The organism is Sagittula sp. (assembly GCF_052825245.1).
The window spans coordinates 67,323-81,388 of record NZ_JBRBWD010000033.1 but is presented as its reverse complement, the minus strand read 5'-3'; the positions used below and the strand labels follow the sequence as shown (position 1 = coordinate 81,388).

At 68.1% G+C, this 14,066-nt stretch carries 16 protein-coding genes; 11 read left to right on the top strand and 5 right to left on the bottom strand.

Going from position 1 to position 14,066, the window contains the following annotated elements; genetic code table 11:
• The first annotated feature begins 178 nt into the window (after window positions 1–178).
• From ACU0DV_RS14540 to acpS, 4 genes are all read left to right on the top strand, one after another.
• Complete coding sequence (locus tag ACU0DV_RS14540) at window positions 179–928, top strand: pyridoxine 5'-phosphate synthase (RefSeq protein ID WP_283982220.1); 750 nt, start codon at window positions 179–181, stop codon at window positions 926–928.
• Window positions 925–1,395 carry a nucleoside deaminase gene (locus ACU0DV_RS14535; protein ID WP_446241902.1) on the top strand — a complete coding sequence of 157 codons (471 nt, stop codon included), beginning with the start codon at window positions 925–927 and terminating at the stop codon, window positions 1,393–1,395. The genes ACU0DV_RS14540 and ACU0DV_RS14535 overlap by 4 nt, the downstream gene beginning before the upstream one ends.
• An 81-nt stretch (window positions 1,396–1,476) precedes the next feature.
• Complete coding sequence (locus tag ACU0DV_RS14530; protein ID WP_446241903.1) at window positions 1,477–1,932, top strand: hypothetical protein; 456 nt, start codon at window positions 1,477–1,479, stop codon at window positions 1,930–1,932.
• A 5-nt stretch (window positions 1,933–1,937) separates the two neighbouring features.
• Window positions 1,938–2,354: a holo-ACP synthase gene (gene acpS / locus ACU0DV_RS14525; protein ID WP_446241904.1), complete on the top strand. Its 417-nt coding sequence runs from the start codon at window positions 1,938–1,940 to the stop codon at window positions 2,352–2,354.
• A gap of 378 nt (window positions 2,355–2,732) precedes the next feature.
• Here the strand turns inward: acpS and ACU0DV_RS14520 are convergent, their stop codons facing one another.
• The 3 genes from ACU0DV_RS14520 to ACU0DV_RS14510 form a co-directional block, all read right to left on the bottom strand.
• Complete coding sequence (locus tag ACU0DV_RS14520) at window positions 2,733–3,485, bottom strand: SDR family oxidoreductase (RefSeq protein ID WP_370314145.1); 753 nt, start codon at window positions 3,483–3,485, stop codon at window positions 2,733–2,735.
• Window positions 3,486–3,577: 92 nt separating this feature from the next.
• The gene (locus tag ACU0DV_RS14515; protein WP_446269993.1) at window positions 3,578–3,760 is read right to left on the bottom strand and encodes a hypothetical protein; all 183 of its coding nucleotides are present in this window, start codon (window positions 3,758–3,760) and stop codon (window positions 3,578–3,580) included.
• A gap of 64 nt (window positions 3,761–3,824) precedes the next feature.
• Window positions 3,825–6,308: a right-handed parallel beta-helix repeat-containing protein gene (locus tag ACU0DV_RS14510; protein WP_446241905.1), complete on the bottom strand. Its 2,484-nt coding sequence runs from the start codon at window positions 6,306–6,308 to the stop codon at window positions 3,825–3,827.
• 147 nt (window positions 6,309–6,455) lie between these two features.
• Here ACU0DV_RS14510 and lepB (ACU0DV_RS14505) point away from each other — a divergent pair, with 147 nt between their 5' ends.
• The 3 genes from lepB (ACU0DV_RS14505) to rnc are packed head-to-tail and all read left to right on the top strand — an operon-like array spanning window position 6,456 to window position 8,939.
• Window positions 6,456–7,289 carry a signal peptidase I gene (gene lepB, locus ACU0DV_RS14505; protein ID WP_100928021.1) on the top strand — a complete coding sequence of 278 codons (834 nt, stop codon included), beginning with the start codon at window positions 6,456–6,458 and terminating at the stop codon, window positions 7,287–7,289.
• A 4-nt stretch (window positions 7,290–7,293) separates the two neighbouring features.
• Complete coding sequence (gene lepB, locus ACU0DV_RS14500) at window positions 7,294–8,265, top strand: signal peptidase I (RefSeq protein ID WP_446241906.1); 972 nt, start codon at window positions 7,294–7,296, stop codon at window positions 8,263–8,265.
• Window positions 8,262–8,939 (top strand): ribonuclease III, encoded by a 678-nt coding sequence (rnc, locus tag ACU0DV_RS14495; protein WP_446241907.1) that lies wholly within the window; start codon window positions 8,262–8,264, stop codon window positions 8,937–8,939. The genes lepB (ACU0DV_RS14500) and rnc overlap by 4 nt, the downstream gene beginning before the upstream one ends.
• On the opposite strand, the gene ACU0DV_RS14490 is transcribed toward rnc, so the two are convergent.
• A complete protein-coding gene (locus ACU0DV_RS14490; RefSeq protein WP_446241908.1) occupies window positions 8,931–9,611 on the bottom strand; it encodes a thermonuclease family protein in 681 nt (226 codons plus the stop codon). The two genes, rnc and ACU0DV_RS14490, sit on opposite strands and share 9 nt — an antisense overlap.
• Window positions 9,612–9,760: 149 nt before the next feature.
• On the opposite strand from ACU0DV_RS14490, the gene ACU0DV_RS14485 reads away from it, so the two are divergent.
• The 3 genes from ACU0DV_RS14485 (at window position 9,761) to ACU0DV_RS14475 (ending at window position 12,251) form a co-directional block, all read left to right on the top strand.
• Window positions 9,761–10,654 carry a DMT family transporter gene (locus tag ACU0DV_RS14485; protein ID WP_446241909.1) on the top strand — a complete coding sequence of 298 codons (894 nt, stop codon included), beginning with the start codon at window positions 9,761–9,763 and terminating at the stop codon, window positions 10,652–10,654.
• A 273-nt stretch (window positions 10,655–10,927) separates the two neighbouring features.
• On the top strand, window positions 10,928–11,836 hold the full coding sequence (gene era / locus ACU0DV_RS14480; RefSeq protein ID WP_100928025.1) for a GTPase Era: 909 nt from the start codon (window positions 10,928–10,930) through the stop codon (window positions 11,834–11,836).
• 85 nt (window positions 11,837–11,921) lie between these two features.
• Window positions 11,922–12,251, top strand: a complete 330-nt coding sequence (locus ACU0DV_RS14475; RefSeq protein WP_370310716.1) for a DUF1491 family protein — start codon at window positions 11,922–11,924, stop codon at window positions 12,249–12,251.
• Window positions 12,252–12,317: 66 nt separating this feature from the next.
• Here ACU0DV_RS14475 and ACU0DV_RS14470 read toward each other — a convergent pair whose 3' ends face one another.
• Window positions 12,318–13,103, bottom strand: coding sequence for a hypothetical protein (locus ACU0DV_RS14470; RefSeq protein WP_446241910.1), 786 nt, complete (start codon window positions 13,101–13,103; stop codon window positions 12,318–12,320).
• A gap of 89 nt (window positions 13,104–13,192) precedes the next feature.
• On the opposite strand from ACU0DV_RS14470, the gene recO reads away from it, so the two are divergent.
• Window positions 13,193–13,918, top strand: a complete 726-nt coding sequence (gene recO, locus ACU0DV_RS14465) for a DNA repair protein RecO (RefSeq protein ID WP_283982208.1) — start codon at window positions 13,193–13,195, stop codon at window positions 13,916–13,918.
• Window positions 13,919–14,066 lie beyond the last annotated feature (148 nt).

Here is a 14,066-nt window from a genome sequence, read left to right as displayed (position 1 = left end):
GGTCTCCTGCTCGCTATCCTCGCCCAAGGATCTATCAGGCCCGGCCCGCCCGGCAAACGCCGCAGCCGCGGGGCGCACCCGCCTGCGCGGCCTTCCGCCAAGCCGCGCGCCCGGAAACCGCGTTGCATTTCCCGCAGGGACCCCTAGTGTTTGATCAAATTCCACCCCGGAGGCCCCCATGACCCCCACCGGCAAATTGCGCCTCGGCGTGAACATCGACCACGTCGCCACCGTCCGCAACGCCCGCGGCTCCGCCTACCCGGACCCGATCCGCGCCGCCAAGCTGGCGGAGGAGGCGGGCGCCGACGGCATCACCGCCCACCTGCGCGAAGACCGCCGCCACATCTCCGACAGCGACATCGAACGGCTGATGGACACGCTCACCCTGCCGCTCAACTTCGAGATGGCCGCCACGCCCGAGATGCAGGCCATCGCGCTGCGCCACAAGCCGCACGCCATCTGCCTCGTCCCCGAGAAGCGCGAGGAGCGCACCACCGAGGGCGGGCTCGAAGTCGCGCGCGAGGAGAACCGGCTGGCGCATTTCATCGCCCCCCTGCGCGACGCGGGCTGCCGGGTGTCGATCTTCATCGCCGCCGACCGCCGCCAGATCGAGGCCGCCCACCGCATCGGCGCGCAGGTGATCGAGCTGCACACCGGCGCCTACTGCGACTTCCACGCCGAGGGTGACTTCGACCAGCGCGACGCCGAACTCGAGCGCATGCGCGAGATGGCCGCCTTTGCCCATTCCCTCGGGCTCGAGGTGCACGCCGGACACGGCCTGACCTACGAGACGGTGAAACCCGTCGCCGCCTTCCCCGAGGTGATGGAGCTCAACATCGGCCACTTCATCATCGGCGAGGCGATCTTCCTCGGGCTGCAACCGGCCATCGCCGAGATGCGCCGCCTGATGGACGAGGCCCGCGCATGACGAAGGTGACCGCCGCCGAGCGCGCGGTCATGGAGGAGCTGATCGACACCGCGCTCGACCGGCAGGGCAGCGGCGGGCCCGCCGCCATCGCCGCGGCGATCATGCGCGGCGACACGCTCCTGGCCCGCGGCGCGAACGAGGTGCACCTGAATCACGATCCCTCCCGCCATGCGGAAATCGTGGCGATCTCGGCGGCCTGCCGGGCGCTCGGCACGGCGGACCTCTCGGGCTGCACGCTGGTCACCACCCTGCAACCCTGCGAGATGTGCCTGGGCGCGATCCGCTTTGCGGGCATCGGCCGGGTGGTCTTCGCCGCGCAGAAGGGCGGCGTGCAGGAGGCCAAGTATTTCGGCTTCCCCGGCCTCGACCTGCCCGACTTCACCGCCGCCTGCGACGGGGAACTGACCACCTTCGGTGGCGTTGGGGAGGACCGTATCCTGCACGTCTACGCCGAGGGCAACGACTGAACGGACCCCCGCTTTGCGGCGCCGTTTTCCTCTCCCCTCCCCCGTGCTAGCGTCGCCGCCACCAGTTCAGGAGTGCCCGCCATGTTCCGTTCCCTCGCCCTGATGGGCCTTGTCGCCGCCACCCCCGCCCTCGCCGAAGAGTTCAATCCGCAGGTGTCGAACTGCGACGGACGGTCCAGCGCATGGAACCTCGCCGAACCGTGGGAGGCGCACACCCGCACCTTTTCCAACGGCAAGACCCGCGTGGCGATGATCGACACGGTGGAACCGGCGGGCGGCTGGGCCTACCTGCTGATCCTCTCCCCGCCCTACGACGAACTCGGCATCCGCCAGTGCGTGATGATCGGCAACGGCGGGATCGGCTTCTCGCGCATGGACTTCGCCGCGCTGACCGCGGATTACGACCCGGCGCAGGGGCTGATCTTCACCCTGCCCGTGGGCTCCTACATCACGGGCGAGGACAGCGACCCGGTCTACGACCTGCAGATCGTCCTCAACCAGGCGACCGGCGACGTCACCCTGCGCTGGCCGGACTGACCTCCATGATCCTCGGCATCGGCACCGACCTCGCCAACATCGAACGGATCGCGCGCACGCTCGACCGCTTCGGCGACCGATTCCGCAACCGCGTCTTCACCGAGATCGAGCAGGCCAAGGCCGAACGCCGCGCCGACACGCCCGGCACCTACGCCAAGCGGTGGGCCGCGAAGGAGGCCTGCTCCAAGGCGCTCGGCACCGGGCTGCGGATGGGGATCGCGTGGAAGGACATGGCGGTGACCAACCTGCGCACCGGCCAGCCGGTGATGCACGTGACCGGCTGGGCGAAGGAGCGGCTCGACAGCATGACCCCGCCGGGGCACGAGGCGATCATCCACGTCACCCTCACCGACGACCACCCCTGGGCGCAGGCCTTCGTCGTGATCGAGGCGCGCCCGCTGACACCGCCGGACAACGCCTGACCAACAGGCTGGCCCGGCGCACCCAAGGCCGTCCGGACGGGACGCCCCCGCGTCGCACATCCAGCCCCCCATAAGGCCCGCCCTCACATCACGAACAAAGCGCCCGACTACACCGGCGCACCTCTGGCGCCGCGCCGCCCTGCCGGACGGACAACGCCAACCCGCCCCCCCCCGGGCTCACCTGTCGAATGCCATGCGAAAGCGACTCGACCCCATGGATTTCGGGTCTCGGTCACGAGGCAATGCCAAGCAATCCTGCCCCCATTGCCACGCCTTTCCGACCCAATCCGGACCTTCGACGCGCCCCGCACCCGTGCCTGCTGTGCGGGACGAAGCGGACGTTGACGTGCAGTGGGTCAACGTCCGCAAATTATGACCTCAAGCCTTGGTAATGGAGTTTCCGCCATCCACGGTCATTGCGCTGCCGGTAACGAAAGATGCCTCTGGTGAAAGCAGGAACATTGCGGCCTGCGCGATTTCCGACGGCTCGGCGATCCGCTTGAGGGCATGGAACCCGCGCACGACCTCATGGAAGCTGGGATCATCTCCCGCCATGGGCGTCATCGTGCCGCCCGGCAGGAGCGCGTTCACGCGCACTTTCTCTGTGCCGTGTTCGACAGCCAGAACCTGAACCAGTCCGACGAGACCTGCCTTCGCGGCAGCATAGGCCGCCATACCCGGCAATCCAATCGCATGCCCGACGAACGAAGAGGTGAAGACAATGGACCCGCCGCCGTTGTCGCGCATCGCCGGTATCTGGTATTTGGCCGCGTAGAAGCCGCTGTTGAGATTGACGGCCAGCACCTCGTGCCAGTTGTTCGAGTGCATGTCGGGCACGGGCTGCATCTGACCTACCGTGCCGGCGTTGTTGAATGCGCCGTCAAGGCCCCCGAATGTATCCAGGGCACAGCGCACGAGGGCTTCGGCATATGCCTCGTCGCGAACGTCACCGGGAAGGCAGACCGCATTTCCGTTGCTTTGAGCGATCTGCCCGACGAGCCGTTCGAGTTCGGGCCTCCGTCGAGCGCCGAGAACGAGATTTGCGCCGTTCGAGGCCAGAAGAAGTGCGCTGGCAGCACCTATCCCGCTACTCGCCCCGGTCACGATGATGGTCTTGTCTTTGAGTTTCATTGCTATGCCTTTCGATCATTGGATGTTGATCGACTACGGCACAGCCTCGCGGACCGGCGACCCGTTTCATGCGCGGTCGGGGTGCTACGTATTCATTGCACAAGATCCGGATTGGACGTGGCCGGTATTGGAAAGCGGCCAATCGGACTGCGCGCAATATCGGCCATCTCGGGCTCGCTGCCGACCTTCGCTGCACGGGTCACGAACGACAACTTTTCCTTGGCAAATGCGATCCGGGTCAGCGAACTGACAGGGACGTCGCTTTTGTCTGACACCTGACAACACCCCCTCGCAAGGCGGGGTTATGCGCCGCTTTCCCCGACCGCCACAAGCGCCGCCTTACTCCCGGTTGCCGGAGCGGATCACGGAACCCGCACTCGATTCGATGTCCCACGCGCCGCGTTCGTTGCCGCGCAGGTCGTTGTCCTCGAACTGGCCGCCCGCCTCCTTGTAGATCCAGACCGCTTCGTAGGCGTTGCCGGTGATCGTGTTGCCGCGCACCACCGCATGGCTCTTCTCGCGCGCCGAGATTCCTGCCCCGCCGTTGCCGGTGATCTCGTTGTCCTCGATGGTCCCCTTGCCGCCCTCGAACAGGCTCACCCCGCTCTGGCCGTTGTCGCGGATGGTGTTGCGGCGGATCAGAGGGTCGCCGTCCTCGCTGATCGAGATCCCGGCATTGGCGTTGCCGTAGATCTCGTTGTCCTCGATCAGCCCTTTCGCGGCCTCGTAGACGTAGATGCCGCTCTGCTGACCGTCGCGGATGGTGTTGCGGCGGATCACCGGGTCGCCGTCCTTGCCGACGCTGATCCCCGACAGCACGTTCGCATAGACCTCGTTCTCCTCGAAGGTGCCGCGCCCGCCGTCGTAGACGTTCAGCCCGGACTGTTCGTTGTCATGCACGTCGTTGCGCCGCACGATCGGGTCCGATCCGGTCGCCACCGCGATGGCCGACTTGCCCGATCCCGTCACCTCGTTGTCCTCGATGGTGCCCTTGCCGTCCTCGAAGACGTAGATGCCGCTCTGCTCGCTGCGGTGGATGGCGTTGCGCCGGATCACCGGGTCGCCCCCGGTCTTGACCGAGATCCCCGATCCCTTGATGTCGAGGATCTCGTTGTCCTCCACCGTGCCGCGCGCGTCGTCGTAGACATAGACCCCGGTCGAGGCGCCGTCCTTGATGATGTTGTTGCGCACCGTCGCGGTGCTGCCCGACCGGACCCCGACGATGGCCAGCCCGCCCGAGGACATCACGTTGTCCTCCAGCACAGCCGAGCCGCCGTCGAAATCCACGGTGTAGAAATCGCCGCCCCGCAGGTGCAGCGTCAGGTTGGCGATGCGGCCCGACCCGGCGGTCCAGTAGATCACGTCGTCCTCGTCCGATTCCCAGACGATGGTCGTGCGGTCCCCGACACCGACGATGGTCACGGGGATGTCCACGTCTACGCCGCCCTCGTAGAGGCCCGGGTAGATCTCAATCACGTCCCCGGCCGAGGCCGCGCGCAGCGCCGCGTCGGGCGAGCTGTAGTCGCCCCGCCCGTCCGCCATCACCCGCAGCACGTCGGTTCCGGGGATCGGCTCGCGTGGGTTGATCGCCTCCTGGGTGGAAGACGCCGTGACCAGCTCCAGCATGGCCCGCGCGCTTTCTGCCGCCGCCGTCTCCGGGAAGGTGGCGATCAGCTCCTCCAGCCGCGACCGGCGCGACAGCCCCTGCACCTGAAGCGCGGCGGTCAGCGCGGCGGTCGCGGTCTGCTCCGGGTCCTCGCGGCCCGGCCCCTGCATCAGGTCCAGCGCCCGCTGCGCGCTCTGCGCCGCGCGGCTGCCGGGAAAGCCCTGCACGATCTGCGCCAGCGCATCGCGGCGCGCCGCGTCGTCCTCGATCAGCAGCGCATCGGTCAGCGCGCCCTGCGCCCGCGCCGCCGGATCGAAGCTCCCCGTGCCGCCCGCGCCCGCCTGCTGGAACTCCAGCCCCAGCGCCGCCGCCACGGCCGAGATCTTGTGCCCGCTGTTGTAACCGCCCTGCGCGTTCAGCCCGCCCTGGTTGTGAAGCCCCATGACCGCCAGCGTCCGCGCATCCAGCAGCAGCGACCCGGACGACCCGCCCGTGCTTTCGCAGCTGTGCCGCAATTGCGAGGCGGCCTCCGGCAGCGCGGCCTGTTCCGGGTGGATCTGGCAGGTGCCCGAGGAAAACTGCTGCGCGTCGCCCCGCGGGTGATGCACCATGGTCAGCGCCCGGCGCGGCGTCACGTCGGTCTCCATCATCATCGGGACGCTGCCGCCCAAGGCCTCGTTCGCGTCGGCCCCGATGATCTGCAACAACAGCGCATCGGTGGCGTCGTCGGCGGCGATCTCCCGGTCGTCGACAAGGAAGGTCTGCACGTTCCCGGTGAAATCGGTCGAGGTGTAGCCGAAGTTGATCCGCGCCTCCCGCACTCGGGTAAAGCCCGCCGCCACGAGGCTGGGCTCACGGAAACAGTGCACGTTGGTCAGCAGGCGGTTACCGGGCAGCAGCGCCGCGGTGCAGTTGGTGACGTAAGGCGAATTGAGCGTGGTCGACCCGTTCGGCGTCTGCACCGTGCGCGGCTTGCCGTCCGGCGTCATCAGGCACACGTCCAGCCGCCCGATGAACCGACCGATGTCCTGCACGTCCTGCGGGGCCTCGCGGATCGGGCGCCAGAAGCCGCCGCGCGACGCGGCCCCCTCGACAAGGGCCTGGAAGGCCGAACTTTGCGCGTCGATCTTGAACTCGAACTTGCAGTCTTCCAGCGCATGGGCGGGCATCGCGGCCGCGACAAAGCCCAGCACCACGCAGGCGATCCGAAAAAGCATGATCCATCCGTCCCGATGCAATATGACCTGTGAAGTATGCCCCCACGGTACGCCCGTCCGGCGATCTGTCAACGGTTGGAGAGCCGCCTTGACACGCCCTGCCCTGCCGCTCATGTAGCGCGGGGGACATCTGGCAAGGGGCATTGAATGGCAACCGAAGAGAAAAAAGGTGGTCTGCTCGAGACCATCAAGACCATCGTCTACGCGTTGCTCATCGCCGGCGTCTTCCGCACCTTCCTGTTCCAGCCGTTCTGGATTCCCTCGGGTTCGATGAAGGACACGCTGCTGATCGGCGATTTCCTCTTCGTGAACAAGATGGCCTACGGCTATTCCTACGCCTCCTGCCCCTCCATCATCATCCCGCGCTTCGGCATCGACATCGACGCGCATGACGTCTGCGGCTGGGCCGACGGCGACAACGCCCGCCTCTTCGGGTCCGAGCCCGAGCGCGGCGATGTCGTGGTCTTCCGCCACCCGACCACCGGGCGCGACTTCATCAAGCGGCTGATCGGCCTGCCCGGCGACCGTATCCAGATGCGCAACGGCATCCTCTACATCAACGACCAGCAGGTCGAGGTTCAGCCCGACGGCACCTTCGAGGAGATCGCCGCACCGCAGGGCCCCCAGCGCCTGCGCCCGCGCTGCGCCAACGGCCCGGTCGGCGAAGGCGGCGTCTGCGTCAAGGAGAAGCTGATCGAGACCCTGCCGGGCGGCACCAGCCACTCGATCCTGAACATTGGCACGCAGGGCTCCGACAACACGGGCGTCTTCACCGTGCCCGAAGGCAACTACTTCTTCATGGGCGACAACCGCGACAACTCCTCCGACAGCCGGGTCAGCTCCATGACCGGCGGCGTGGGCTTTGTCCCCTACGAGAACCTCGTGGGCCGGGCGGACCGGGTGATGTTCTCCTCTGCCGGGCGGTCGATGCTGTTTTTCTGGACGTGGCGCGGCGACCGGTTCTTCAAGAAGATCCAGTGATCCCATGGACTTCGTCCGCGACGGGCTGGACTGGAGCGGCCTGACCGGGCGCGCCCGGGTGGCGTTTGCGACGGCCCTCTGGCTGGCGCTGTCCTTCCTGGCGCAGCGCGTCGACGGCTTCGGTCCGCTGCACGCCGCGCTCTGGCTCGCCGCCGCGCTGTCGATGCTGCTCGCCGTGGGCCACGCCCGCCGCCGCCTGCGCGACATCAACGCATCCGGCTGGTGGCTCTGGCTGCTGATGGTGCCCTTCGTCTCGCTCGTCTTCGCGCTGTTCCTTGTCCTGCGCAGGCCCGAACCCGCCAAGGCCCCTCCCGCCTTCAGCCGCGCCGCCCGCGCCGCCACCGCCCTGCTCGCCCTTCTGGTCGCCAGCCGCGCCCTGTGGGAGCCCTACGCCATCCCCGCCGGCAGCATGAAGCCCGCGCTCCTGCCCGGCGACTACATCCTCGCCACGCCCGGCTTCGGCCGCCCCAAACGCGGCGACGTCATCATCTTTTCCCACCCCGACACCGGCACGCCTTTCGTCAAGCGCGTCATCGCGCTCCCCGGCGAAACTATCGCCTTCGAAAACGGTATCCCGGTGATCGACGGCACGCCCCTGCCGCACGCGCCCGATGGCCTCTTCACCGAACCAGCCGAAACACCTCTGTCCACCGCCGCCCCGCGCTGCGCCAACGCTCCCGTTGCCCCCGGCGCCCCCTGCGAAAAGCGCCGCGAGACCGAGACCCTGCCCGAGGGCCGCACCGTCACCGTGCTCGACATCGACGCGAAGACCATGGACGACCTGCCCCCCTTTGTCGTACCCGGGGGGCATGTCTTCGTTCTGGGCGACAACCGCGACAATTCTCTCGACAGCCGTGTGCCGCGCCGGTCCGGCGGCCCAGGCCCCGTGCCCTACCGCGCCATCACCGGCCGGGCGCGGATCGTGCTGTTCAACAACCGCGGCACCGGCGGCCGGGTGATGCGGGGGATCGAATGAAGGTATCGGCAGAGATCAAGGCGCTCGAGGAAAAGCTCGGCCACACGTTCCAGGACAAGTCCCTCCTGCGGCGCGCCGTCACCCATGCCTCCATGTCCGGCCCCGGGCGCGAGGACAACCAGCGGCTCGAATTCCTCGGCGACCGCGTCCTCGGCCTCGTGATGGCCGAGGCGCTGCTGGGACATGACCGCAACGCCTCAGAAGGGCTGCTGGCGCCGCGCTTCAACGCGCTGGTGCGCAAGGAAACCTGCGCCGAGGTCGCGCGCAGCATCGGCGTCGGAGAGGCGCTGAAGCTGGGCCGCTCCGAACAGATGTCCGGCGGCCGCCGAAAGCAGGCGCTGCTGGGCGACGCGATGGAGGCGGTGATCGCCGCGGTCTACCTCGACGGTGGTTTCGACGTCGCGCAGGAGATGATCCTGCGGCTCTGGGCGCCGCTGATCGCCAGCGTCGAGGAAGACGCCAAGGACGCCAAGACCACGCTCCAGGAATGGGCGCAAGGCCGCGGCATGGCGCCGCCCTCCTACACCGAGGTCGAACGCTCCGGCCCCGACCACGCCCCGGTCTTCACCATCGAGGCCCGCCTCGCCACCGGCGAAACCGCCCGCGCCACCGCCGGCAACAAGCGTCAGGCCGAACAGGCCGCCGCCCGCGCCCTGCTGGACGAGCTAACCTGACGACCTGCGCGCAGCCTTCTGCCGCTCGAACTTTTCCCACACGTGCATCTGGCCTTTCTGGCGCGCTGCGGCCAGCCACAGCTTGCGCCGGGCATCGGGCGTCTCCAGCGCCGCATAACACCCGCCCGAGAACTTCGGCCAGTCGAGGGCCAGCCCCTTCTTCACCAGTTCCGCGGACAGGTCGCGCCCGTCCGGCAACACGCATTTGGCTACCGTGCGTCCGTGCGCGTCCTCGTCCACGATGGAGGCGGAAACAATCTGCCCCTTGCAAAGCGCCATCATCGCCCGCTTGGCGCGGATGCCATAAGGGTGATCCATTTCCGGCGCGTCGATCCCGAACAACCGCAAGCGTACGCCTGCCAGGTCGATTGTGTCGCCGTCCACAACCCAGGCCTTGCCCTTCAACACGCGCCGGACAGGTTCGGGATCGCATTCGGCTACCGCGGGGGTCTCTGCTCGCGGGGGTGCAGGCCGCGGTGTGGAGACCGTCGGGCGGACGGGAGAAACCGGTCGGCTGCCGCGGTCGCGAAGCCATTCTTCGTCAACCGCCCTGTCCTTCCGGGCCCTGTCGTGAGTGTCCTTGGACCTGGCTTTTGCGCCCGACGAAAAACGCTGGGCGAGCACGACAACCAAAAGAACCAATCCCAAACCGATCAAAGCTTCGAAATACAAAAGAGTTCCCCGAGACAAAACCACCTGACGCTATTGAGCATCTGCACGTTGGGAGGGGCAAGAACTTTCCGCCCCCATGGCGGTTCTCCTTCCCTTGACCGACCCACTGGTGCAAGACACACCTCGTTCCTTTCGCGCAGAAGATCCCCATGACCGACAACCTCCGCGGCGCCCTCTGGATGATGCTCTCGATGCTGGGTTTCGGGATCGAGGATGCGTTCTTCAAGGCGGCCACCGCCACCGGCGGGGTCAGCGCGGGTGTGGGCACCGTGCAGTTCGGGCTGATGGCCATGACGCTCTACGCGCTTTATGCCGTGCAGCAGGGGGTGCCGGTCTGGACAGGCGAATACCTCAAACCGCGGCTCCTGATCCGCACCGCCTTCGAGATCCTCGGGCGGCTGTTCTTTGCCCTCTCGCTGGCCTACACGCCGCTTTCGACCACCTCCGCGATCCTGCAGGCCGCGCCGCTGGTGGTGATGCTGGGCGCGGGGCTGATCCTCGGCGAGAAGATCGGGCCGCGCCGCTGGGCCGCCATGGCCGTGGGCTTTGCCGGGGTGCTGCTGATCGTCCGCCCCACGCCCGACGCCTTCCAGCCCAACGCCATCCTCGCGATCCTCGGCATGATCGGCTTTGCCGGGCGTGATCTGGCGACCCGCACCGCGCCGATGCATGTGCACGCGGCACAGTTGGGGGTGCTGGGCTTTGCCGTCGTCACCTTCGCCGGGCTGGTCATCGTGGCGTTCGAGCCGGGCGCGCCCGCGCTGCCGACCGCGCAGGCCGCCACGCTGCTCTGCGGCACCGCCCTCGCCGGGGTGATCGGCTACACCGCCATCACCTTCGCCATGCGCACCGGAGAGGTCTCGGTCGTGGCGCCCTTCCGCTACTTCCGCCTGATCGTGGCGCTGATCCTCGCCTATTCGATCTTCGGCGAACGGCCCGACACGCTGACGCTGGCCGGGGCCGCGCTGATCGTCGGCGCCGGGACCTATTCGCTGATCCGCGATGGACGGCGCAGAAAAACCGCGCCGCTCGCAAAGACGTGAGCCGCCAAATACCGACAATTTTAGCGAGCGGCCCGTTTTCGAGCTCAGACCCGCAAAACCGCCATGTTCGCGATTCGTCGCCACAGGCAAAAGGTTAACAACCGGCCGGTTCACCCCCTCCAACCGGCCGGGACTCACCACAACAAAACCTTAACGCGCCGGGATTAACGCACCGACCGATCCGGAGGGGACGGGTTTCGGCCTTTGTGCTATGGCGGGACGGCGCGAAACCCGCTAAGGGAGCGCCTTCACCATCGGACCAAGACAGCCACCATGACCACACGCGCCGGATTCATCGCCCTGATCGGAGAGCCCAACGCGGGCAAATCCACCCTCACCAACCGCATGGTCGGGGCCAAGGTGTCCATCGTGACGCACAAGGTCCAGACCACCCGCGCCCGCATCCGCGGCGTGGCGATGGAGGGCGAAAGCCAGTTGATCTTCGTCGACACGCCGGGGCTGTTTCAGCCGCGCCGCAGGCTCGACCGGGCGATGGTCGCCGCCGCATGGGGCGGGGCTGCCGACGCCGACATCGTGGTTCTTCTGGTCGAGGCCCACCGCGGCAAGACGCCGGGCGTGGACCGGATCCTCGAAGGGCTGGCAGAGCTGCCGCGCGGCCGCCGCGTCGCGCTCGCGATCAACAAGATCGACCGGGTGAAGGCCGAGGAACTGCTGGCGCTGTCGCAAAAGCTGAATGAAATCCACGCGTTCGAGAAGACCTTCATGATCTCCGCCGAACGTGGCTACGGCGTGGACGACCTGCGGGAATGGCTGGCAGCCGAGGTGCCGGAAGGCCCGTGGCTCTACCCCGAGGACCAGATCGCCGACCTGCCGCTGCGGATGATCGCGGCGGAGATGACGCGCGAGAAGCTGACCCTGCGCCTGCATCAGGAACTGCCCTACCAGCTGACGGTCGAGACGGATCACTGGACGGAACGCGAGGACGGCACTGCCCGGATCGACCAGGTGATCTACGTCGCCCGGGACGGCCACAAGGGCATCGTGCTGGGCCACAAGGGCGAGACGATCAAGGCGATCTCGAAGGCCGCGCGCGAGGAGCTGACCGAGTTCCTGGGCCGCAAGGTGCACCTGTTCCTGCAGGTGAAGGTGCGCGAGAACTGGCTGGAAGAGGCCGAGCGCTACTCGGAAATGGGGCTCGACTTCAAGGACGGCAACAGCTGAGCCGGTGCCCCGGACGGGGCCCCTTGTTTTCTTGGGCGTTGACCGTTTCTCAATGGACATGAACGCCGCATAAACCGGAGTGCCGATGCCCCGCCTGACCGCCCGTTTCTGGGTCGACGCCTACCTCACGCGGCTGCGCCTGCACGACATCCCGGCCTTCGTCGTGGCGCACGGCGACGACACCGCCGGCGCCGTCCTGGTCAAGCTTGCGACTCTCGACGGCAAGGCCCGCGCCTTCACCCGCAGCTTCGACCTGGCGACCGGCGAACGGGTCTGGACCGACCTCGCCAGCGGCGACGAACGGGAGGTCGACGCGGCCATTTCCCGCCAGCGCGGCTTCGACCCGGACCTCTGGGTGATCGAGGTCGAGGACCGCGCCGGACGCCACCTGCTGGACGAGGACGGGCTGGCCTGAGCGCAGGGCGGCGCAGAGCCCCGCCCTACATCCCCGCGCGCTGTTGCACGGGCCGGAACGCGCCGATCAGCCGGGGAAGATCCGCGCCATCTGACCCTCGAAATGCGCCCAGGTCATCGTCGCCCGGTTGCCCGCATACCCGTGGTAATGCGACCGCCCCGACGAGTTCGGCAACCCGGCCCAGATCTTCGCGATGTTGTTCATGAAGGCCGTGCGGGTCATGACCCCTTCGCGGAAGGCGGTCAGCCCCGCTTCCTCCAGCAGGATGTCTGCGAGGCGGTCCTGCACCTCCGGCGTGAAGCGGGTGTTCGGCCCGTAATGCGCCTTGCGCACAAGGCCGCGCAGGGTGGCGGGGATGATCTGGTAGCGCCCGATGGCATGGGGCTGTCCGGGCGTCGCGTCGATCCAGGCGTAGATCTCCGACAGTGTCATGCGGGTGGGCGGCAGGGGCGGCCGGATCCGCGCCCCGTGCTGCACCGCGTCATAGCCCGCGCGCCCTGCCTCTGCCGTGGCGATCAGGTCGCGCAGCTGCGCCACCGGCCCGCCAAGGCGCGGTCCGATCCGGTCGATCACCGGCACCCCGCGGCTGGGCCATGGCGCAAAGAAGGAGGCCACCGCCCGCCCGGCGAACAGGCTCGCCTCCGCGCCGTTGGCGCCGCCTGCACCGCCCGTGCTGACCTGGATCACCTGAGCCTGCCGGTCGCGGACCACCGGCACGACAGCGCCCCCCGCCCCGGCGAACATCGGGCCGCGATCCGCGAACAATGCCCCGCGCGGTTCCATGGAGATCGCCTGCGCCGCGGCCCCCTCCGCCGTCAGCACCATGGTCAGAATCCACAGGTATCGCCGCATCCCGTCCTCCTTCTGAAGGTCAGGGCGTTGTGACACAGCGGGGTTGAGAAACCCTTGCCCCCGCCCGGCCGCGGCGCCAATGTCGCGGCATGGAATGGCGGGACACCGGGATACTGCTGGCAACGCGGCGGCACGGCGAGACCTCGCTGATCCTCGACGTGTTCACGCCGGAACGCGGGCGGCACGCAGGCGTCCTGAGGGGCGGCACCTCGCGCAAGATGGCACCGCACCTGCAACCCGGCGCGCAGCTCGACCTGAGCTGGCGGGCGCGGCTCGAAGACCACATGGGCGCCTTCACGGTCGAACCGCAACGCTCCCGCGCGGCGGCAGCCCTGGGGGACCGGCTGGCGCTGGCCGGGCTGAACGCGGTCGTGGCGATGCTGCGGTTCTGCCTGCCGGAGCGGGTGCCGCACCCCGATCTCTACACCTTCAGCGAACGGCTGCTGGACCTGCTGGACCAGCCCGACCTCTGGCCGCTCGCCTACCTGCGGTGGGAGATCGCGCTGCTGGAAGAGATGGGCTTCGCGCTCGACCTTTCGAGCTGCGCCGTCACCGGGCGGACAGAGGGGCTGGTCTATGTCTCGCCGAAGAGCGGACGGGCGGTGACGGCAGAAGGGGCGGGCAACTGGATCCACCACCTGCTGCCCCTGCCCGAGGTCATGCTGGGCCAGGGTGCTGCCGGGAACGCCGAGATCGCAACGGCCCTGGGCACAACCGGCTATTTCCTCGAACACCGTCTGGCGCCGCAGATGGGCGACAAGCCCGTGCCAGAGGCCCGCGCCCGGCTGATCGACCGCATCCGCCAGCGGGAATGAACCGGCACCCGCCGCCCGCCCGCGCAAGCGGCGTTTCAACGCAGGCCCCCCGACAGGCAAATGTGATGAACTAGGTGGCAACGTCTTGCCAGAAGGCACGGAGGCGAGGCCCCTTCCCCCTTCGTTTGGAACCCGTTAGGAATGCTGC

Excerpts from the sequence above, each read along its gene's own strand:
- rnc (WP_446241907.1), top strand. The coding sequence starts at position 8,262 with ATGAAGGTATCGGCAGAGATCAAGGCGCTCGAGGAAAAGCTCGGCCAC.
- acpS (WP_446241904.1), top strand. The coding sequence starts at position 1,938 with ATGATCCTCGGCATCGGCACCGACCTCGCCAACATCGAACGGATCGCG.
- lepB (WP_100928021.1), top strand. The coding sequence starts at position 6,456 with ATGGCAACCGAAGAGAAAAAAGGTGGTCTGCTCGAGACCATCAAGACC.
- ACU0DV_RS14530 (WP_446241903.1), top strand. The coding sequence starts at position 1,477 with ATGTTCCGTTCCCTCGCCCTGATGGGCCTTGTCGCCGCCACCCCCGCC.
- lepB (WP_446241906.1), top strand. The coding sequence starts at position 7,294 with ATGGACTTCGTCCGCGACGGGCTGGACTGGAGCGGCCTGACCGGGCGC.
- ACU0DV_RS14510 (WP_446241905.1), bottom strand. The coding sequence starts at position 6,308 with ATGCTTTTTCGGATCGCCTGCGTGGTGCTGGGCTTTGTCGCGGCCGCG.
- ACU0DV_RS14520 (WP_370314145.1), bottom strand. The coding sequence starts at position 3,485 with ATGAAACTCAAAGACAAGACCATCATCGTGACCGGGGCGAGTAGCGGG.
- ACU0DV_RS14540 (WP_283982220.1), top strand. The coding sequence starts at position 179 with ATGACCCCCACCGGCAAATTGCGCCTCGGCGTGAACATCGACCACGTC.
- era (WP_100928025.1), top strand. The coding sequence starts at position 10,928 with ATGACCACACGCGCCGGATTCATCGCCCTGATCGGAGAGCCCAACGCG.
- ACU0DV_RS14475 (WP_370310716.1), top strand. The coding sequence starts at position 11,922 with ATGCCCCGCCTGACCGCCCGTTTCTGGGTCGACGCCTACCTCACGCGG.
- ACU0DV_RS14535 (WP_446241902.1), top strand. The coding sequence starts at position 925 with ATGACGAAGGTGACCGCCGCCGAGCGCGCGGTCATGGAGGAGCTGATC.
- ACU0DV_RS14470 (WP_446241910.1), bottom strand. The coding sequence starts at position 13,103 with ATGCGGCGATACCTGTGGATTCTGACCATGGTGCTGACGGCGGAGGGG.
- recO (WP_283982208.1), top strand. The coding sequence starts at position 13,193 with ATGGAATGGCGGGACACCGGGATACTGCTGGCAACGCGGCGGCACGGC.
- ACU0DV_RS14485 (WP_446241909.1), top strand. The coding sequence starts at position 9,761 with ATGACCGACAACCTCCGCGGCGCCCTCTGGATGATGCTCTCGATGCTG.